Source organism: Escherichia coli DSM 30083 = JCM 1649 = ATCC 11775 (assembly GCF_003697165.2).
GTDB lineage: Bacteria > Pseudomonadota > Gammaproteobacteria > Enterobacterales > Enterobacteriaceae > Escherichia > Escherichia coli.
On record NZ_CP033092.2, the window covers coordinates 3,158,321 to 3,176,775 of the forward strand.

The 18,455-nt window shown below is 50.9% G+C and carries 21 protein-coding genes; 8 read left to right on the forward strand and 13 right to left on the reverse strand.

Annotated elements, in window-relative coordinates:
• Window position 1 precedes the first annotated feature (1 nt).
• The 3 genes from artQ (at window position 2) to artJ (ending at window position 2,342) form a co-directional block, all read left to right on the forward strand.
• Window positions 2–718, forward strand: coding sequence for an arginine ABC transporter permease ArtQ (artQ, locus tag EAS44_RS16580; RefSeq protein WP_001001692.1), 717 nt, complete (start codon window positions 2–4; stop codon window positions 716–718).
• Window positions 718–1,386, forward strand: coding sequence for an arginine ABC transporter permease ArtM (artM, locus tag EAS44_RS16585; protein ID WP_000464491.1), 669 nt, complete (start codon window positions 718–720; stop codon window positions 1,384–1,386). Before artQ ends, artM begins: the two co-directional genes overlap by 1 nt.
• 224 nt (window positions 1,387–1,610) lie before the next feature.
• A complete protein-coding gene (gene artJ, locus EAS44_RS16590) occupies window positions 1,611–2,342 on the forward strand; it encodes an arginine ABC transporter substrate-binding protein ArtJ (protein WP_001295905.1) in 732 nt (243 codons plus the stop codon).
• Window positions 2,343–2,370: 28 nt separating this feature from the next.
• Here artJ and rlmC read toward each other — a convergent pair whose 3' ends face one another.
• The 10 genes from rlmC to ybjC all read right to left on the reverse strand — a co-directional run bounded on the left by rlmC (window position 2,371) and on the right by ybjC (window position 11,102).
• On the reverse strand, window positions 2,371–3,498 hold the full coding sequence (gene rlmC / locus EAS44_RS16595; RefSeq protein ID WP_001149763.1) for a 23S rRNA (uracil(747)-C(5))-methyltransferase RlmC: 1,128 nt from the start codon (window positions 3,496–3,498) through the stop codon (window positions 2,371–2,373).
• Between the two features lie 40 nt (window positions 3,499–3,538).
• Window positions 3,539–4,027, reverse strand: a complete 489-nt coding sequence (gene ybjO / locus EAS44_RS16600; RefSeq protein ID WP_000389260.1) for a YbjO family protein — start codon at window positions 4,025–4,027, stop codon at window positions 3,539–3,541.
• 59 nt (window positions 4,028–4,086) lie between these two features.
• A complete protein-coding gene (gene potI, locus EAS44_RS16605; protein WP_001061658.1) occupies window positions 4,087–4,932 on the reverse strand; it encodes a putrescine ABC transporter permease PotI in 846 nt (281 codons plus the stop codon).
• Complete coding sequence (gene potH / locus EAS44_RS16610) at window positions 4,929–5,882, reverse strand: putrescine ABC transporter permease PotH (protein ID WP_029130967.1); 954 nt, start codon at window positions 5,880–5,882, stop codon at window positions 4,929–4,931. The genes potI and potH overlap by 4 nt, the downstream gene beginning before the upstream one ends.
• 9 nt (window positions 5,883–5,891) lie before the next feature.
• Window positions 5,892–6,980: a putrescine ABC transporter ATP-binding subunit PotG gene (gene potG, locus EAS44_RS16615; RefSeq protein ID WP_032143158.1), complete on the reverse strand. Its 1,089-nt coding sequence runs from the start codon at window positions 6,978–6,980 to the stop codon at window positions 5,892–5,894.
• A 139-nt stretch (window positions 6,981–7,119) separates the two neighbouring features.
• Window positions 7,120–8,232: a spermidine/putrescine ABC transporter substrate-binding protein PotF gene (gene potF / locus EAS44_RS16620; protein ID WP_000126095.1), complete on the reverse strand. Its 1,113-nt coding sequence runs from the start codon at window positions 8,230–8,232 to the stop codon at window positions 7,120–7,122.
• A gap of 349 nt (window positions 8,233–8,581) precedes the next feature.
• Complete coding sequence (gene ybjN / locus EAS44_RS16625) at window positions 8,582–9,058, reverse strand: YbjN domain-containing protein (RefSeq protein WP_000203025.1); 477 nt, start codon at window positions 9,056–9,058, stop codon at window positions 8,582–8,584.
• Window positions 9,059–9,145: 87 nt separating this feature from the next.
• The gene (gene rimK / locus EAS44_RS16630; protein WP_000684321.1) at window positions 9,146–10,048 is read right to left on the reverse strand and encodes a 30S ribosomal protein S6--L-glutamate ligase; all 903 of its coding nucleotides are present in this window, start codon (window positions 10,046–10,048) and stop codon (window positions 9,146–9,148) included.
• A gap of 60 nt (window positions 10,049–10,108) precedes the next feature.
• Window positions 10,109–10,831, reverse strand: a complete 723-nt coding sequence (gene nfsA, locus EAS44_RS16635) for a nitroreductase NfsA (RefSeq protein ID WP_000189165.1) — start codon at window positions 10,829–10,831, stop codon at window positions 10,109–10,111.
• Entirely contained in the window at window positions 10,815–11,102 is a 288-nt protein-coding gene (gene ybjC / locus EAS44_RS16640; protein WP_001201575.1) for a DUF1418 family protein, read from the reverse strand. Before ybjC ends, nfsA begins: the two co-directional genes overlap by 17 nt.
• A gap of 159 nt (window positions 11,103–11,261) precedes the next feature.
• On the opposite strand from ybjC, the gene grxA reads away from it, so the two are divergent.
• Window positions 11,262–11,519 carry a glutaredoxin 1 gene (gene grxA / locus EAS44_RS16645; protein WP_001195230.1) on the forward strand — a complete coding sequence of 86 codons (258 nt, stop codon included), beginning with the start codon at window positions 11,262–11,264 and terminating at the stop codon, window positions 11,517–11,519.
• Window positions 11,520–11,548: 29 nt separating this feature from the next.
• Here the strand turns inward: grxA and ybjM are convergent, their stop codons facing one another.
• Window positions 11,549–11,926 (reverse strand): inner membrane protein YbjM, encoded by a 378-nt coding sequence (gene ybjM / locus EAS44_RS16650; RefSeq protein WP_000681104.1) that lies wholly within the window; start codon window positions 11,924–11,926, stop codon window positions 11,549–11,551.
• A gap of 269 nt (window positions 11,927–12,195) precedes the next feature.
• Between ybjM and ybjL the strand changes: the two genes are divergently transcribed.
• Entirely contained in the window at window positions 12,196–13,881 is a 1,686-nt protein-coding gene (gene ybjL / locus EAS44_RS16655) for an aspartate:alanine antiporter (RefSeq protein ID WP_001024876.1), read from the forward strand.
• A gap of 174 nt (window positions 13,882–14,055) precedes the next feature.
• On the opposite strand, the gene rcdA is transcribed toward ybjL, so the two are convergent.
• Window positions 14,056–14,592: a DNA-binding transcriptional regulator RcdA gene (gene rcdA, locus EAS44_RS16660; RefSeq protein WP_001295903.1), complete on the reverse strand. Its 537-nt coding sequence runs from the start codon at window positions 14,590–14,592 to the stop codon at window positions 14,056–14,058.
• A gap of 83 nt (window positions 14,593–14,675) precedes the next feature.
• Here rcdA and ybjJ point away from each other — a divergent pair, with 83 nt between their 5' ends.
• The 3 genes from ybjJ to ybjH all read left to right on the forward strand — a co-directional run bounded on the left by ybjJ (window position 14,676) and on the right by ybjH (window position 17,050).
• Window positions 14,676–15,884 (forward strand): MFS transporter, encoded by a 1,209-nt coding sequence (gene ybjJ, locus EAS44_RS16665; protein ID WP_000217859.1) that lies wholly within the window; start codon window positions 14,676–14,678, stop codon window positions 15,882–15,884.
• Window positions 15,884–16,699 (forward strand): 5-amino-6-(5-phospho-D-ribitylamino)uracil phosphatase, encoded by an 816-nt coding sequence (gene ybjI, locus EAS44_RS16670; protein ID WP_001331955.1) that lies wholly within the window; start codon window positions 15,884–15,886, stop codon window positions 16,697–16,699. Before ybjJ ends, ybjI begins: the two co-directional genes overlap by 1 nt.
• An 84-nt stretch (window positions 16,700–16,783) precedes the next feature.
• A complete protein-coding gene (gene ybjH, locus EAS44_RS16675; RefSeq protein ID WP_000605476.1) occupies window positions 16,784–17,050 on the forward strand; it encodes a protein YbjH in 267 nt (88 codons plus the stop codon).
• A 40-nt stretch (window positions 17,051–17,090) separates the two neighbouring features.
• Here the strand turns inward: ybjH and mdfA are convergent, their stop codons facing one another.
• On the reverse strand, window positions 17,091–18,323 hold the full coding sequence (gene mdfA / locus EAS44_RS16680; RefSeq protein ID WP_001180089.1) for a multidrug efflux MFS transporter MdfA: 1,233 nt from the start codon (window positions 18,321–18,323) through the stop codon (window positions 17,091–17,093).
• Between the last annotated feature and the right edge of the window lie 132 nt (window positions 18,324–18,455).

Consider the following 18,455-nt stretch of genomic DNA (forward strand, 5'->3'; position numbering starts at 1 on the left):
GATGAATGAATTTTTTCCTTTAGCAAGCGCCGCCGGGATGACCGTCGGCCTTGCCGTTTGTGCATTGATTGTCGGGCTGGCGCTGGCGATGTTCTTTGCGGTATGGGAGTCTGCGAAATGGCGTCCTGTCGCGTGGGCAGGTTCAGCGCTGGTAACCATTCTGCGTGGCCTGCCAGAAATTCTGGTGGTGCTGTTTATCTATTTTGGCTCCTCGCAGCTGCTGCTGACGCTTTCGGATGGCTTCACTATCAATCTTGGGTTCGTGCAGATCCCGGTGCAGATGGACATTGAGAACTTCGACGTTAGCCCGTTCCTTTGTGGTGTCATCGCACTGTCACTGCTGTATGCCGCCTATGCCTCGCAAACGCTGCGTGGTGCATTAAAAGCGGTGCCGGTGGGTCAGTGGGAATCCGGTCAGGCGCTGGGGCTGTCGAAATCGGCTATCTTTTTCCGTCTGGTGATGCCGCAGATGTGGCGTCATGCGCTGCCAGGTCTCGGTAACCAGTGGCTGGTGCTGCTGAAAGATACCGCGCTGGTCAGTTTGATTAGTGTGAATGATTTAATGCTACAAACCAAAAGCATCGCTACCCGTACACAGGAACCGTTTACCTGGTACATTGTGGCGGCGGTGATTTACCTGGTGATCACCCTGCTCAGTCAGTACATTCTCAAACGCATTGACCTGCGCGCGACACGTTTTGAGCGGAGGCCCAGCTAATGTTTGAGTATTTACCCGAACTGATGAAAGGGCTGCACACCAGCCTGACGCTAACCGTTGCCTCGCTGATTGTGGCACTGATTCTGGCATTGATTTTTACCATCATCCTGACGCTGAAAACGCCGGTGCTGGTGTGGCTGGTGCGGGGCTATATCACGCTGTTTACCGGTACGCCGCTGCTGGTGCAGATCTTCCTGATTTATTACGGACCGGGCCAGTTCCCAACGTTGCAGGAGTATCCGGCACTGTGGCATTTGTTGTCAGAACCGTGGTTATGTGCGCTGATTGCGTTGTCGCTGAACAGTGCGGCGTACACCACGCAGCTGTTTTACGGTGCGATTCGCGCGATCCCGGAAGGTCAATGGCAGTCCTGTAGCGCCCTGGGAATGAGCAAAAAAGATACGCTGGCGATCCTGCTGCCGTACGCGTTTAAACGCTCGCTCTCTTCTTATTCCAACGAAGTGGTGCTGGTGTTCAAAAGTACCTCTCTGGCTTACACCATTACGCTGATGGAAGTGATGGGATACAGCCAGTTGTTGTACGGACGCACCTACGATGTAATGGTATTTGGCGCGGCGGGGATTATTTACCTGGTCGTCAACGGCCTGCTGACGCTGATGATGCGTCTGATCGAGCGTAAAGCACTGGCATTCGAACGGCGGAATTAATGTAGCTGCATGCTGATGCCGGATGCGGCGTGGACGCCTTATCCGGCCTACATAGTGCATAAATTCTTATTATGAAGACGGACAACCCACTAAGCTGTCCGTCTTTTTTATTTCATATAAATTATTTACTCATATTTATTGCATATAAATTCACTTGATGGCATTGTTATCCCATGCCGCAGACACGGCCAAAAATCATAAGATTGACAGACGGGAGTTCCATCATGAAAAAGTTAGTTCTTGCCGCTTTACTTGCTTCTTTTACTTTCGGTGCTTCTGCCGCAGAGAAAATCAATTTTGGCGTTTCAGCCACCTATCCACCCTTTGAATCTATAGGTGCTAATAATGAGATTGTCGGCTTTGATATCGACCTGGCAAAAGCCTTGTGCAAACAAATGCAGGCAGAATGTACTTTTACTAATCACGCGTTCGACAGCCTGATCCCGTCACTGAAATTCAGAAAATATGACGCCGTAATCTCCGGAATGGATATCACGCCGGAGCGTAGCAAACAGGTATCGTTTACCACGCCCTACTACGAAAACTCAGCCGTCGTGATTGCCAAAAAAGATACCTACAAAACGTTTGCCGATCTGAAAGGCAAACGTATTGGGATGGAAAACGGCACCACGCACCAGAAATATATTCAGGATCAGCACCCGGAAGTAAAAACTGTCTCCTATGACAGTTATCAGAATGCCTTTATCGATCTGAAAAATGGCCGTATTGATGGCGTATTTGGTGACACCGCAGTGGTAAACGAATGGCTGAAAACCAATCCGCAACTGGGCGTTGCTACTGAAAAAGTGACCGATCCGCAATACTTCGGCACCGGCCTGGGTATCGCTGTACGTCCGGATAACAAAGCTCTGCTGGAAAAACTGAATAACGCGCTGGCAGCAATTAAAGCTGACGGTACATATCAGAAAATCAATGACCAGTGGTTCCCACAGTAAGATTCAGAAAGCCGCACCTGCGGCTTTTTTATTGCTTCACCAGCAGCGTCAGCACTTCATAGTGCGCGGTGTGCGGGAACATATCAAAAAGCTGTACCCGTTCGATGCGATAACCAGGCAGTTCGCGGATATCTTTCGCCATAGTTTGGGCGTTACAGCTGGAGTAGATAATAAAACGCGGTGCCATCGTTGAGAGATAATCACACAGCGGTTTACCGATGCCGCGGCGCGGCGGGTTAACCAGCACCAGCTCCGGCACTTCCCCCTGAGCGGTGGCAAACTGCGTAGAGTCCAGCGCCTGAAATTGCAAACGCGTTAAGCCCAGTTCAGCGGCTGACTGCTTCGCACAGGCAATGGCCTCTGGTGCAATTTCGATCCCGGTTAACTGCATGTCAGGCGTCGCGCAGTGTAAACCAAAGCCACCCACACCGCAGAACAGATCCCACATATGTTTAACCGGCAGCTGTCGTACCCAGTCGCGCGCGGTGGCGTACAGCTGGCTGGCGACCGCCGGATTAGTCTGGAAGAAACTTTGCGGACGGATCCACAGCGGTACGTCATTAAAACGCTCTGCCAGTGCCTGTTGTTCGGTCAGGTAGATCTCCGTCTCCCCTTCCATAATCGCCATATGTACCGGCTGAATATTGACGGTAATAACTTTCAGCTGCGGTAATTGTTCCTGTAACCACGGCAGCGCCTTACGCAGTTGCGCCAGTTTGGTATCAGAACGCAGTACAAAACGCAGCATCATGCCGCCATCGCTCTGGCTTTCAGTCAGCAGAATGTATTTCAGTTCACCACGTTTACGCGCCACGTTGTAAGGCGTTAAACCCGCACGGGCGATAAACGGTTTTAGCGCCGCAAAAACGGGCGCAAATGAGGCTGGATAAAGCGGGCAGTCACAAAGGTCTTCCGGTGTACCATCCCGATGCAGCATACCGAGCAGTGGTTTTTCAACGCTACCACTCACCACCATTTTGGCTTTATTACGAAACCCTTGTTCCGGGCCTGACACCGGCGCACACCATTCCTCAACCGGAAAATCGGCGAGCAGATTTTTAAGATCGACGGTTTTAGCGGAGAGTTGCTCTGGAATCGGCTGCGTTATCCACTGACAGGAACGACAGCGACCCGCGTCGTAAAGTGCGCACTGCATACATTGACCTTCACATCATCAGGGGCGACGATTATACACATTATTGCAACTGGAAGAACCGCCGACTGGTCGAGGGAACGAACAGCAGCATCAGGATGAGCATATCCGGCAGCTTCTGCAGCATCAGGCTATGGAAGATTTCACGTTTTGATTCACCGGGAATGCTGAACAGCTCCGGATAACCATACCCCAGCGAGGCCGCCCACAAGTAACTTGCGGCTGTGATTTGTGTCAACAGATACAGCCAGCGCGCCCAGCGACGCCCTTTCACCAGTGAAAACGCACACCAGATCTCAATGAAAACCAGCACCAGACTGCTCAAAAAGACCAGCGTTAAACTCCAGGTTTGTACGCTGCGATGAATGAACTCGCCAATACCGCGCACGCCCAGCGTATTGAAAATCATCAGCACGTCGAGGCCACGGATCATAATAATGGCGAGCGCCGCCACCTGCACCAGCGCAGGCACATTCAGGCGAGCATGAGATGAAGATGTTTTCTTAAAAAATCCCAACGTTTCGTCTTCCATGAAAACAATGCCGCGACATGCGCGGCATTATGTAGCCAGGTTGGCAAATTTTAGTGTCTTCAGCCACGTCTTGCACGCTGGATGTCGCGTATCCGCTGTTTTTCTGCGCGCGCCATCAGATACCAGGCGATAAATCCGACAATTCCGACCGCGCCGAGGATCAATGTTGCCAGGGCGTTGATTTCCGGATTCACCCCCATCCGCACGCTGGAAAAGACCAGCATCGGTAAAGTGGTGGCTCCCGGCCCGGAAACAAAGCTGGCGATCACCAGATCATCAAGCGACAAAGTAAAAGCCAGTAACCAGCCAGAAATGATCGCGGGCATGATCATCGGTAGCGTAATGACAAAAAACACTTTCAGCGGCGTCGCACCGAGATCCATCGCGGCTTCTTCTATCGAGCGATCCAGTTCCCGCAGACGCGACGAAATAACGACTGCCACATAAGCCGTACAGAAAGTGACATGCGCCAGCCAGATGGTGAGCATACCGCGGTCCGCAGGCCAGCCAATAGCATGAGCAAGCGCGACGAATAACAACAACAGCGACAAACCCGTGATGACATCTGGCATCACCAGCGGCGCGGTGATCATAAAGGCAAAACCATTTGATCCGCGAAACCTGCCAAAACGCACCAACACCACCGCCGCAATCGTCCCGAGGATCGCCGCTGCCGTTGCCGCACAGGCTGCAATTGTCAGACTTAAACCAACCGCACTCATCATCGCGTCATCGCGCAATAATTCGCCATACCAGCGCGTTGACCAGCCGGCCCACACCGTCACCAGTTTCGAGCTGTTGAATGAATAGATAACCAGCATCAGCATTGGCGCGTAGAGAAAGGTGAAGCCCAGCAGCAAAATCACAATCCGCCAGGGCGAACGAACAACCGGTAAATTATTCATCCGTGTTCTCCCACGCTTTTTTGCTGGTGTTTGTGAAACCACATTATCGGCACAATTAGCAGCAGCAACATGATGATCGCTACCGCCGAGGCTACCGGCCAGTCGCGGTTGTTAAAGAACTCCTGCCACAGCACGCGCCCGATCATGATGCTGTCCGGGCCACCGAGCAGTTCCGGGATCACAAACTCGCCCACAGCAGGGATAAACACCAGCATCGATCCGGCAATAATCCCCCCTTTGGTGAGTGGCATGATCACGGTAAAGAACGTTTTCAGCGGTCGTGCACCGAGATCCAGTGCCGCTTCTACCAGCGAATAATCAATACGAATCAACGCGGTGTAAATCGGCAGCACCATAAACGGCACGTAGGCGTAAACAATGCCAATATAAACCGCAAAGTTGGTATGCAGAATGGTCAGCGGTTGATCGATAACCCCCAGCCACAGCAGAAAATTATTCAGCACACCGTTGTTTTTTAATATTCCCATCCAGGCGTAGACACGAATCAGAAACGAGGTCCACGACGGCAGGATCACCAGTAGTAATAAGATATTACGGGTCGAAGGCTTACTGTGCGTCACCGCCCACGCCAGCGGATAGCCGATCAGTAAACAGCAAATAGTCGAAATCGCCGCCACCTGTAACGACTGGAGATAAGCATCAAAATAGAGCGGATCGTCGGTCAGTTGCAGAAAATTACCGAGATTAAGAGTGATAGAAAGTTGCCCGTCAGCCCACTCCATCAATTCGGTATAAGGTGGAATAGCGCGCGCCATCTCCGCCAGGCTTATTTTAAAGACGATCAGAAATGGCAGCAGAAACAGCAAGATCAACCAGATATATGGCAACGCAATGACCAGTTTGCGCCCATGCTTCATTTGCAGCTGCGACAACCACAGCTTAAATCCGCCCGGCGGTTTCGACTGGGCAGCAGGTTCAAGTGTACTCATCTTTGCTCCTTAAACCGTCAGCACCACACAGCTGTCCACTTCCCAGCACAAACGTACTTCGTCGCCCCAGGTCGGTAACCCTTTACGATGACGATGGGCGTTTTGTAGCTGGGCGCTGATCATCTGCCCACTTTTCAGACGAACGTGATACACCGAAAGATCGCCGAGATAGGCAATGTGTATCACCTCCCCCACCGCGAAGTTACAACCATTGGCGGGCGGCTCTTCGCAAAGCATGATTTTTTCCGGACGCAGCGCTACGTGTACCGGCACGTTATCAACCACTGAAGCATCTGCATCGACTTTCAGTGGGTGCACCAGTCCCGGCGAATAAAGCACCAGACCATCTTCCTGACGCTCTTTGAGTACACCTTCAAAGACATTAACCGAACCGATAAATTCAGCGCTATAGCGGGTGGTCGGATGCTCGTAGATCTCTTCCGGTTCGCCAATCTGGACAAATTTCCCACGATTCATAATGGCGATACGCCCCGCCATGGTCATCGCCTCTTCCTGATCGTGGGTGACCATCACACAAGTCACACCGACACGCTCCAGAATATCCACCACTTCAAGCTGCATCCGGTCACGCAGCTTTTTATCCAGCGCGCCCATCGGCTCATCGAGCAGTAATAGTTTCGGGCGCTTGGCAAGGCTTCTGGCCAGGGCCACACGCTGACGCTGACCACCGGAAAGCTGATGCGGTTTGCGTTTGGCGAACTCCTGCATATGCACCAGCCCAAGCATCTCATTGACCCGGCTGGCAATTTCCGCTTTCGGTAGTTTGTCCTGTTTCAGGCCAAAAGCGATGTTCTGTTCCACGGTCATATGCGGAAACAGCGCGTAAGACTGAAACATCATATTGATGGGGCGCAGGTAAGGCGGCACCTGTGACAAATCGACGCCATCGAGCATAATCTGCCCGGCAGAAGGTTGTTCAAAACCTGCCAGCATACGCAGCAGCGTGGACTTGCCACAGCCGGATGCGCCCAGCAGCGCGAAGATTTCACCTTTGTAGATGGTCAGGCTGACATCATCCACCGCATGTTGACCATCGTAGGATTTGGTCAGGTTACGGATTTCTAATAGCGGCGTCAGCGCCTTACGGGTTTTCGCCTACGGGCGAGGGATAGCGTCATTCACGGCTGCTCTCCGGCATTGAATGTGTGCAAGCGCACCATGATGGTGCGAATTGCCGGCGGGTGTGGTGCGCCCGTCCGGCATCTACGGCTGCGGATTATTTTCCGCTCTTCACTTTGGTCCACGCGCGGGTGCGCACACGGTCGATTTTCGGGTCCTGCACTTTCAGAGTGAACAGCTTCGCACGAACATCCGCAGGCGGATAAATACCCGGGTTATCACGGACTTCCGCACTCACCAGCGGCGTGGCTGCTTTATTGGCGTTAGCATAGAACACATGGTCAGAGATATGTGCCACCACATCAGGACGCAGCAGGTAATTCAGGAACTGATAGGCTTCGTCTTTGTTTTTGGCATCCGCAGGCATGGCGAATACATCAAAGAACGCCATCGCCCCTTCTTTTGGAATCGAGAACGAGACATTCACGCCATTCTTCGCTTCCTTCGCGCGGTTTGACGCCTGCCAGACATCGCCCGCCCAGCCAATAGCGACACAGATGTCACCATTCGCCAGATCATTGATGTATTGGGATGAATGGAAATAACGAATGTTCGGGCGCAGCTTTAACAGCAGATCGGTAGCCGGTCCGGTGTAATCATCCGCTTTAGTGCTGTTAGGATCTTTGCCGAGATAATTCAGCACGGTAGCAAACACTTCTTCTGGCGCATCGAGGAAAGAGACACCGCAGCTTTTCAGTTTTTCCAGATTTTCAGGTTTGAGGATCAAGTCCCAGCTATCGACGGGCGCGTTTTCGCCCAGCACCGCTTTAACTTTATCGACGTTATAGCCAATCCCGGTCGTCGCCCACATATAGGGCATAGCAAATTTATTGTCGGGATCGTGTTTGGCGACCAACTTCAGCAGCTCCGGATCGAGATTCTTCCACTCCGGCAATTTGCTTTTATCCAGCGGCTGGAAAACTCCCGCTGTCAGCTGGCGCTCAAGAAAGCTTGCTGACGGCACCACCAGATCAAAGCCGGTGCTCCCCGCCATTAATTTGCCTTCCAGTACTTCGTTAGAATCGAAAACATCGTAGACGACTTTAATACCGGTTTCTTTTTCAAAGTTGGCCACCGTGTCCGGGGCGATATAATCAGACCAGTTATAAATGTGGAGTGTTTTTTGTTCAGCCGCGAGCGTGCTGACAGAGACGGCCATCAGAGCCCCCGCAACCAGACCCGATAGCCATTTTTTATTTAAGGCGGTCATATCTCTTTCCTTCTGAAAATTCGTTAACAAACGAACAAAAGTTGTCACACTGAAAGATATGCAATAAACGTGCATATTTTTATCGGCGCGGTGTAAGAAAAGAGAACTCTCTCCCGGCCTGCACTGCTCACTATATAAAAGCATCGCAAGAATAACTTTAGCCAGGGTTTGAGACTATAGCTCGGATTAAAAAACGGTATTTAACAAATTTTTATGCGTATTTGCTCTATGTGATAAAGCCAAATCGGCACAAGAGAAGTGAATTAATCTTTAATAAAAGGTTAAAAACAGCGGATAATTTTGCGGCACGCAGTCACTGCGGCAGCGACTGCGTGCTCGAAAGGAGTTATCAGTGGAGGAAATAGTTTTCGGTAACGTTATTTTGCCCTTCATCGTCAGTCGGTAACAGCAGTTGATGGGCATTAGCTTCAAGAATGACCATCGAAATCTGCTCTTCGCTCTGACGCACGAACCATGCAAACTGCTCATAGGTTACGCCCTGCATAACGGATAAAGACTGGCAAACCACCAGCTTTGGCAGATTATCATCCTGCATATCAAGAAATGCTTTCACGGTCAGCGAACTGGCATTGATGGCTGATAAATCCGCCGCCAGCGGCAATACGGCTGAAGGTCGGACTTCCGCCATGGCAGAAAACAGGATCGTGTTATCGATCAGATCGATTTTAGCATCAAAGACACCGTCGAAATTCTGCATATGGGGCAGATGCAGAGCCTGACAGTTATCACATTCAAAAAAACTCATCCCCAGGTCATCGAGCCATTGACGCAACGTATCCAGACCAGGAACGACCAGCGATGTCATAATTTTGTACAACCTCTTCCGATAAAAAGACCGGCACAGCTTACGCAAAAAGCGCAGGCAAAACCATGATCAGTAATGTGATTGCGACTAACCACCCGTTTTCAGGCAATATTCTGTCGTAGCGTGGCGTTCGATCCAGCGGATCATTTTACCCGCGATGTCGATACCGGTGGTTTTTTCTATTCCTTCCAGCCCTGGCGACGCATTCACTTCCATCACCAACGGCCCGCGATTAGCACGCAGAATATCCACACCAGCAACGTCCAGCGCCATCGTTCGCGCGGCTTTTATCGCGATTTCACGCTCCTGTGGTGTGATACTGGCGACGCTTGCCGCGCCGCCACGATGCAAATTGGAACGAAAATCGCCCTCTTTCGCTCGCCGTTCAATCGCAGCGACTACTTCATCGCCAACAACCAGACAGCGGATATCGCACCCTTGCGCCTCTTTGATATATTCCTGCACCAGAATATGCGCGTTCAGACCGCGGAAAGCGTCAATCACGCTTTCGGCCGCCTGACGCGTCTCCGCCAGCACGACACCAATTCCCTGCGTGCCTTCAACCAGCTTGACCACCAGCGGCGCACCACCGACCATGTCGATTAAATCGCTGGTATCATCCGGCGAATGCGCAATGCCCGTGACAGGCAGGTCGATGCCCTGACGCGCCAGCAGTTGCATGGAACGCAATTTGTCACGCGCCCGGGCAATGGCGACCGACTCATTGAGCGGATAGCTCCCCAGCATCTCGAACTGGCGCAGTGCCGCCGTCCCATAAAAGGTAATGGCGGTGCCAATACGCGGGATCACTGCGTCAAAATGGGGTAACTTGCGGCCTTTGTAGTGAATAGAAGACGCCGCAGGATTTATGTTCATGTAGCAAGAAAGCGGATCAAGAATTTCAACCAGGTGACCGCGCTGTATAGCGGCTTCACGCAGCCGCTTACACGAATAGAGCGTTCCATCCCGGGACAATATGGCAATTTTCACTCTGCACCTCTCTGTCAGACCTGGTCAAAAGCCCGCGTATCATACATCGACGTGGCAGTTTTAGCGCGTCGCCCAACCCTGTTTGTGCAAATAATCCAGAATAAATGGGCGGCTTTCTTTAATGATTGTTCGGCGGATATGATCGCTCCAGGTATCCCGGCGATTATTGCTGCCACGGGTGAGGTAATATTCCGCCAGTTGCTCGTCATACTGCGCCAGTGCGTCTTTATCCAGCGGTTGATAGCTGTTTTCATGCACCAAAATGGAGGCCGGTAAACGCGGCTTAAGATCCGGATTATCCGCAGGCCAGCCAAGGCACAGCCCAAACAGCGGCAGAACATGCTGCGGTAATTTCAGCAGTTCCGTCACCGCTTCAATATTATTGCGCAGGCCGCCGATATATACCCCGCCCAATCCCAGCGATTCCGCTGCGGTTAATGCATTCTGTGCCATCATTGCCGTATCAACGACACCGAGCAACAGTTGTTCCGCCAGGCCGAGCTGAGCATCCGGACAGATCTGTAAATGGCGGTTAAAGTCGGCACAGAACACCCAAAACTCCGCCGCTTGCGCTACGTGTTTTTGCCCGCCGGTCAGCGTCACCAGTTCTTCACGTAACGCTTTGTCGGTAATGCGAATAATGCTACTGCACTGCAAAAAACTGGAACTGGACGTCGCACGGGCGCTGTTAATAATCGCCTCACGCTGCGCTTCGGAAATGGGTTCATCAGTGAAATGGCGAATGGAGCGATGGCCACAAATAAGTTCAATGGTTGGCGTCATTATCTTTTTCTCTTTCTGAACGTGAATATTGCGGTGGATGGTTCATCAGCTGTGGGGCAAGACGTTTTGCCACCTGAAGAATAACCACCACCGCAGCGGGAAGCATGAGCAAAACACCGAGAAAAATCATCAGAATCTGCACTTCTGGCCGAGAAAATGGCTCAGGTAGCGACAGGGAGTCGCTTACCGACAGCAGCGCCACCGCCAGCAACATCATTCCGATAAATTCCAGTATCAACACGCTTTTAGGCAATTTACCGATCGCGCGCATACGCTTCCCTCTGCAAAGTGAGCCTTCAGTCTAAAACTTTTCACTGTATTGTGTTTAACAGTTATAGCTTTTATCAATTAATGCAACAGGTTAAACCTACTTTCAGCGAATACATTTTAGCGTGATCATTACAGGCATAAATCTATGAGGAGAGAAATAATGCAAACCGTTATTTTTGGTCGTCCGGGTTGCCCTTACTGTGTGCGTGCAAAAGATCTGGCTGAGAAATTGAGCAATGAACGCGATGATTTCCAGTATCAGTATGTAGATATTCGTGCGGAAGGGATCACTAAAGAAGATCTACAACAAAAGGCAGGTAAACCCGTAGAAACCGTGCCGCAGATTTTTGTCGATCAGCAACATATCGGCGGCTATACCGATTTTGCTGCATGGGCGAAAGAGAATCTGGACGCCTGATCGTCTGACAAGCCCTCGCGTTGAGGGCTTTATTGATTTTTTCTGTGCTGTGGTTTAAACAAACTACTGATAAATAAGAAACACAATGCCCCCAGCGCACACCAGAACACCGCACTTAATAACCATGCCAGCTCTTGCCAGAATGAGCGCGTCGGTGAAAAAAACAGCCGCATAATGAGCATCGAACAGGGTGCCGCCAGCATTGCGCCAAACAGAGGTTTCAGGACTTCTCTACGATGTGAAAAGAAGCTGGCAACTGCACCAGGAAGAATGAAAAATAGCAAACCGATTTCAGGATGCCCGGCAGCCCGAAAAGCGCCTTTCATGTGCGTCGCCAGAAAAAGACACACCACAATGAAGAGGACAAAACAGCAGATTGCCCCCGCCCAACGTTGTTTATGTTTCACTCGTTCCTCCTGACACTGCGTCTATCGAACACATTTTTCGCCAGTGTGGCGTTCAGTAAGATAAAGCCGCTTCGCATTCCATGCTAATATAGGCCAACGCAATTCATATAGCCGTTGATACCTAATGTGATTACACTAGTAAAATATATTGTTACTTTACTATCTTTTAGGTGCGCTGAATGAATCTGCGCCCTGAATTCTGGTAAAAAACATTATCGTAAATTACCATTTCTTTCAACAGCTTACTAGTAAACAAGAAGTTAGCCTCCGTGAATATAAACGTCGCCGAATTGTTAAATGGGAATTACATTCTGTTATTATTTGTGGTCCTCGCGCTTGGGCTATGTCTCGGGAAATTACGACTTGGTTCGATCCAACTGGGTAATTCCATTGGCGTTTTAGTCGTATCGCTGTTATTAGGCCAACAACATTTCAGCATTAACACCGACGCGCTTAATCTTGGCTTTATGCTGTTTATTTTCTGCGTCGGGGTCGAAGCCGGACCGAACTTTTTTTCCATTTTTTTTCGCGATGGGAAAAATTACCTAATGTTAGCACTGGTGATGGTTGGCAGTGCGCTGGTGATCGCCTTAGGGTTAGGTAAGCTGTTTGGCTGGGATATTGGCCTGACGGCCGGTATGTTAGCTGGCTCTATGACGTCGACACCGGTTCTGGTCGGTGCTGGCGATACACTGCGTCATTCCGGCATGGAAAGCAGGCAGCTCTCACTGGCACTGGATAATCTGAGCCTCGGGTATGCCTTAACCTATTTAATCGGTCTGGTGAGTTTGATTGTTGGTGCGCGTTACTTGCCGAAATTGCAGCATCAGGACTTACAGACCAGCGCCCAGCAAATCGCCCGCGAACGTGGCCTGGACACTGATGCCAACCGTAAGGTTTATTTACCGGTGATCCGCGCCTACCGCGTCGGCCCGGAGCTGGTGGCCTGGACCGACGGCAAAAATCTGCGTGAACTGGGTATTTATCGACAAACTGGCTGCTACATTGAACGTATTCGACGTAACGGGATTCTGGCGAATCCAGACGGTGATGCTGTGCTACAAATGGGCGATGAAATAGCGTTGGTAGGCTATCCCGACGCCCACGCACGACTCGATCCCAGCTTCCGTAACGGCAAAGAAGTTTTCGATCGTGACCTTCTCGACATGCGTATCGTCACTGAAGAAGTGGTCGTTAAAAACCATAACGCCGTGGGCAAACGTCTCGCACAACTGAAGTTGACCGATCACGGTTGCTTCCTTAACCGCGTCATTCGTAGCCAGATTGAGATGCCGATAGATGACAACGTCGTGCTTAACAAAGGTGACGTTTTACAAGTCAGCGGCGATGCCCGTCGCGTAAAAACCATCGCCGATCGCATCGGCTTTATCTCGATTCACAGCCAGGTCACTGACTTGCTGGCATTCTGCGCCTTCTTTGTTATTGGGCTGATGATCGGGATGATCACCTTCCAGTTCAGCACATTCAGTTTCGGCATGGGGAACGCTGCCGGGTTGTTATTCGCCGGAATTATGCTGGGATTTATGCGCGCTAACCACCCGACCTTCGGTTACATTCCGCAGGGTGCATTAAGCATGGTGAAAGAGTTCGGCTTAATGGTGTTTATGGCAGGCGTTGGTCTGAGCGCCGGTAGCGGTATTAATAACGGCCTAGGCGCGATTGGCGGTCAGATGTTGATTGCCGGATTGATTGTCAGTCTTGTGCCAGTGGTTATCTGTTTCTTGTTCGGTGCTTATGTATTGCGAATGAACCGCGCACTGTTGTTCGGCGCAATGATGGGCGCACGCACCTGCGCGCCGGCAATGGAGATCATCAGTGATACAGCTCGCAGTAACATCCCGGCGCTGGGCTATGCGGGCACCTATGCAATCGCCAACGTCCTGCTGACGCTGGCAGGGACAATCATCGTCATGGTATGGCCAGGATTAGGATAAAACTGAAGTTGCCCTGAAAATGAAATTTTTTTGCACAACCGCAGAACTTTTCCGCAGGGCATCAGTCTTAATTAGTGCCACTGCTTTTCTTTGATGTCCCCATTTTGTGGAGCCCATCAACCCCGCCATTTCGGTTCAAGGTTGATGGGTTTTTTGTTGCCTGAAATTTATCTACTACCCAGCAATCCTCTCAACCATCCTCAAAATCTCCTCGCGTGATAGCGGCTTACGGTCGGTGACAAAATGCAGCGTCATTCCCTCAATAAACGCATCAAGCGCGCGGGCGGTTCCGGGTTCAAACCATTGTTCGAGCGTTTGTTGACTGCGCTGCATCCAGTTTTGCATTACCGTTTTTAAGAGCGGTTTTCGGCTAGCCAGCGCGTAGAGCTGGTACATCAGCTCCATATTATCCGGCGTTGCGACCTGTGAGCTGTAGATCATATCGGTGATAGCCTGGCATGCGCCTGGAGCATCACTAACATCGCTAAAAAATGCCTGATATTGCCGGGACATGATCTCAGTAAAACGGCTGAACGCCTCCAGCAACAACTCATCAATTCCTGAAAAATAGTAGGTCATCGATCCCAACGGCACCCCGGCAAGGGTAGCAATTTTGCGGTGTGTAACAGCATGTATTCCGTAAAGTTTCACCGCCTCCAGCGTGGCCTGGATAATTTTTTCTCGCCGTTGCGGATCGTTAGCGCGACGCATGTCATTTCCTCTCTCTGCAATTGTGTACAAATGTACACAGTCTTGCTAATGTTGTCTTCCCTCTTCTTATTTTGACGTGGTCTATGACCGTAAATTCTTCACGTAATGCATTGAAACGCCGAACCTGGGCGCTGTTTATGTTCTTCTTTTTGCCAGGCCTGTTAATGGCGTCCTGGGCAACCCGTACGCCTGCTATCCGCGATATTCTCTCTGTCTCGATCGCTGAAATGGGCGGTGTTCTCTTTGGTCTGTCGATCGGTTCGATGAGCGGTATTCTCTGCTCGGCGTGGTTAGTGAAACGCTTTGGGACGCGTAATGTCATCCTTGTGACGATGTCCTGCGCATTGATTGGGATGATGATATTAAGTCTGGCACTCTGGCTGACATCGCCCTTGCTCTTTGCCGTTGGTCTCGGCGTCTTTGGGGCTAGTTTTGGTTCTGCGGAAGTGGCGATAAACGTTGAAGGTGCCGCCGTTGAGAGAGAAATGAATAAGACGGTTTTACCGATGATGCACGGTTTTTATAGCCTGGGCACGCTGGCAGGCGCAGGTGTCGGGATGGCACTGACGGCCTTTGGCGTTCCGGCAACGGTGCATATTTTATTGGCGGCGCTGGTAGGCATCGCACCTATTTATATCGCCATTCAGGCAATCCCTGACGGTACGGGCAAAAATGCTGCCGATGGCACCCAGCATGGTGAAAAAGGCGTACCTTTTTATCGGGATATCCAGTTGCTGTTGATTGGTGTTGTGGTGCTGGCGATGGCCTTTGCCGAAGGTTCTGCCAACGACTGGTTACCCTTATTAATGGTTGATGGTCACGGTTTTAGCCCTACTTCCGGCTCGCTGATTTATGCCGGTTTTACCCTGGGGATGACCGTTGGACGCTTTACCGGCGGTTGGTTCATTGACCGTTACAGTCGCGTTGCCGTGGTTCGGGCCAGTGCACTAATGGGGGCGTTGGGTATTGGGCTGATTATTTTTGTCGATAGCGCCTGGGTCGCTGGGGTGTCTGTTGTACTTTGGGGACTGGGTGCCTCGTTGGGCTTCCCGCTGACTATTTCTGCCGCCAGCGATACCGGCCCCGATGCACCAACCCGCGTCAGCGTGGTAGCTACGACCGGTTATCTGGCTTTCCTCGTCGGGCCGCCGCTGCTGGGCTATCTCGGCGAACATTATGGATTACGTAGTGCAATGCTGGTTGTACTGGCGCTGGTTATTCTCGCGGCTATTGTCGCGAAAGCCGTCGCCAAACCCGATACCAAAACGCAGACGGCGATGGAGAATAGTTGATGAGCATTAAATTAATTGCGGTAGACATGGATGGTACTTTCTTAAGCGATCAAAAAACCTATAACCGTGAGCGGTTTATGGCTCAGTATCAGCAAATGAAAGCACAAGGCATTCGCTTTGTGGTCGCCAGCGGGAATCAATATTATCAGTTGATCTCTTTCTTTCCTGAAATTGCTAATGAAATTGCCTTTGTGGCTGAAAACGGCGGCTGGGTAGTGAGCGAAGGCAAAGATGTTTTTAATGGCGAGCTGTCGAAGGATGCGTTTACTACTGTCGTAGAACATTTGCTGACGCGCCCGGAAGTGGAAATTATTGCCTGCGGAAAAAATAGCGCCTATACCCTCAAAAAATATGACGATGCCATGAAAACGGTGGCGGAAATGTATTATCACCGTCTGGAATACGTCGATAACTTTGACAACTTAGAAGATATCTTCTTTAAATTTGGCCTTAATCTCTCTGACGAACTGATCCCACAAGTGCAAAAAGCATTACATGAGGCCATCGGCGATATCATGGTACCGGTCCATACCGGCAACGGCAGCATCGATCTGATTATCCCCGGTGTACATAAAGCCAATGGCCTTCGCCAACTGCAGAAATTATGGGGAATAGACGACAGCGAAGTGGTGGTCTTTGGCGATGGCGGTAACGATATTGAGATGCTGCGTCAGGCAGGCTTTAGTTTTGCAATGGAAAATGCCGGCAGCGCGGTCGTCGCAGCGGCAAAATACCGGGCAGGCTCCAATAACCGTGAAGGCGTACTGGATGTGATCGATAAAGTGCTTAAACACGAAGCGCCATTTAACCAATAAAACGGCAGCACGCCCGGCAACACAATGCCTGAATGAAGATTGCATAATTCGCGGAAATTAACCCGCTGCATTATTTCAGGCGAAATGATTATGAAAAATTGTCTACTGTTGGGCGCGCTTTTAATGGGCTTTACTGGTGTGGCGATGGCGCAAAGTGTCACCGTCGATGTGCCGAGTGGATACAAAGTGGTTGTGGTTCCTGATTCAGTCAGCGTCGCGACTGTGCCGCAAACCGTCTATGTGGCTCCTGCGCCAGCTCCGGCTTACCGCCCGCATCCTTATGTTCGCCATCTTGCCAGCGTAGGTGAAGGGATGGTTATCGAACACCAGATTGACGACCATCACCATTAATTCGAGAATGCCTGATCGCACAAAGCAATCAGGCATTTTTTTACCCTTCGTGCGAATTTCCCATCTGTTTATCTTTTAAAAAGATAACCATCAGCGACAGCCACAAAATGCCGTTGACAAGGTTGAAGAGATTAAACAGTCCGTTGCCCCCGTTCAGCCAGGCATGTTTGCTGATTTCAATACCGACGGTAAAGATCAGCATTTGCAGCATCCCCATCGCCGCAGAAACCGTACCTTTACTCATATCGCTGGCAAACAGGGTTAATCGCACCAGTCCCGCATTCGCCAGACCAATACCGAAAGCATAAATACTTAACCCGGCGGTCATCCATAAATACGCGTGCGATGAGATAACCGTTGCCGCAGCAGCGACCAACAGACCAATCATAATCGGCCAGCCGCCCATAATAATCAGCGAACGTACGGTGCGGCGCGAGGTCAGACGCGCTAACAGCAAGTTACCCGCAATTAACGCCCCGAAAATAGGCACTTGCAGCAAGCCATATTCATAGCTGCTCAACTGCTCACCGGTAATAATGATAATCGGCGACTGGGCGATCCACGCCAACAACGGCAGGCTAACGAATCCCAGCGCCAGCGCCCCCGCCACAAAGCGGCCGTTCTTCAGCACCAACTTATAGTCACGACCGAGTTCTTTCAGCGACAGTTTCTCGCCTATACGCGTGGCGGTTTCAGGCATAGCTCGTTGCAGACCGAAAAAGGAGATCGCTGCCAATGCGGCAAACAAGACAAACATCCCTTCCCAGGGCAGCACATGGATCCACGCCGCGCCCACCAGCGGACCAAGTAGTGGAGCAATCAGCGCCACGTTCGCCATTAGCGCGGTGATCTTGATACAAACGGCCTCTTCGAAGGATTCCTGAATTGCGGCGTATCCCACAGCGCCAATGAAACAGAGGCTTATGCCCTGCAAGAAGCGCAACAGGGTGAATTGTTCAATGTTTTGCGCCAGTAATATTGCCAGACAGGTGACGATAAACCACACCACTCCCGCCAACATCACCGGACGGCGGCCAATACGATCCGACAACGGCCCCAGGAGCCATTGTAAAAACATCCCGCCCGCCAGATACGCAGTCATCGAAGTAGGAACCCAATCAATGCCCGCCTGATATTGTTCCACCACGGCCAACATACCGGGTTGAATCATATCGTTGCCGATATAGGTTGAAAATTCGTAAAGCACCAGACAGAGAGGGAAAAGTAACGCCTGACGTCCAAGCCTGGCACCGGAAGCTAATTTATTTTGCATGCAATTTCTTCGCCAATAATAATCGCGCAAAGTTTAATAAAAGCGCAGCTAACGAGAAAGCGAATTTTGTAGCTGAAACCACGGTTAAGCACATTCTTACATTATTGCGAGTATAGCTACGCTTTCTTTAAG

What these genes read in the sequence shown, in the direction of transcription:
- artJ (WP_001295905.1), top strand. Translation starts at nt 1,611, where the DNA reads ATGAAAAAGTTAGTTCTTGCCGCTTTACTTGCTTCTTTTACTTTCGGT.
- rlmC (WP_001149763.1), bottom strand. Translation starts at nt 3,498, where the DNA reads ATGCAGTGCGCACTTTACGACGCGGGTCGCTGTCGTTCCTGTCAGTGG.
- ybjO (WP_000389260.1), bottom strand. Translation starts at nt 4,027, where the DNA reads ATGGAAGACGAAACGTTGGGATTTTTTAAGAAAACATCTTCATCTCAT.
- ybjJ (WP_000217859.1), top strand. Translation starts at nt 14,676, where the DNA reads ATGACCGTAAATTCTTCACGTAATGCATTGAAACGCCGAACCTGGGCG.
- potH (WP_029130967.1), bottom strand. Translation starts at nt 5,882, where the DNA reads ATGAGTACACTTGAACCTGCTGCCCAGTCGAAACCGCCGGGCGGATTT.
- ybjC (WP_001201575.1), bottom strand. Translation starts at nt 11,102, where the DNA reads ATGCGCGCGATCGGTAAATTGCCTAAAAGCGTGTTGATACTGGAATTT.
- ybjI (WP_001331955.1), top strand. Translation starts at nt 15,884, where the DNA reads ATGAGCATTAAATTAATTGCGGTAGACATGGATGGTACTTTCTTAAGC.
- nfsA (WP_000189165.1), bottom strand. Translation starts at nt 10,831, where the DNA reads ATGACGCCAACCATTGAACTTATTTGTGGCCATCGCTCCATTCGCCAT.
- mdfA (WP_001180089.1), bottom strand. Translation starts at nt 18,323, where the DNA reads ATGCAAAATAAATTAGCTTCCGGTGCCAGGCTTGGACGTCAGGCGTTA.
- artQ (WP_001001692.1), top strand. Translation starts at nt 2, where the DNA reads ATGAATGAATTTTTTCCTTTAGCAAGCGCCGCCGGGATGACCGTCGGC.
- ybjH (WP_000605476.1), top strand. Translation starts at nt 16,784, where the DNA reads ATGATTATGAAAAATTGTCTACTGTTGGGCGCGCTTTTAATGGGCTTT.
- rcdA (WP_001295903.1), bottom strand. Translation starts at nt 14,592, where the DNA reads ATGCGTCGCGCTAACGATCCGCAACGGCGAGAAAAAATTATCCAGGCC.
- potI (WP_001061658.1), bottom strand. Translation starts at nt 4,932, where the DNA reads ATGAATAATTTACCGGTTGTTCGTTCGCCCTGGCGGATTGTGATTTTG.
- ybjN (WP_000203025.1), bottom strand. Translation starts at nt 9,058, where the DNA reads ATGACATCGCTGGTCGTTCCTGGTCTGGATACGTTGCGTCAATGGCTC.
- grxA (WP_001195230.1), top strand. Translation starts at nt 11,262, where the DNA reads ATGCAAACCGTTATTTTTGGTCGTCCGGGTTGCCCTTACTGTGTGCGT.
- artM (WP_000464491.1), top strand. Translation starts at nt 718, where the DNA reads ATGTTTGAGTATTTACCCGAACTGATGAAAGGGCTGCACACCAGCCTG.
- potF (WP_000126095.1), bottom strand. Translation starts at nt 8,232, where the DNA reads ATGACCGCCTTAAATAAAAAATGGCTATCGGGTCTGGTTGCGGGGGCT.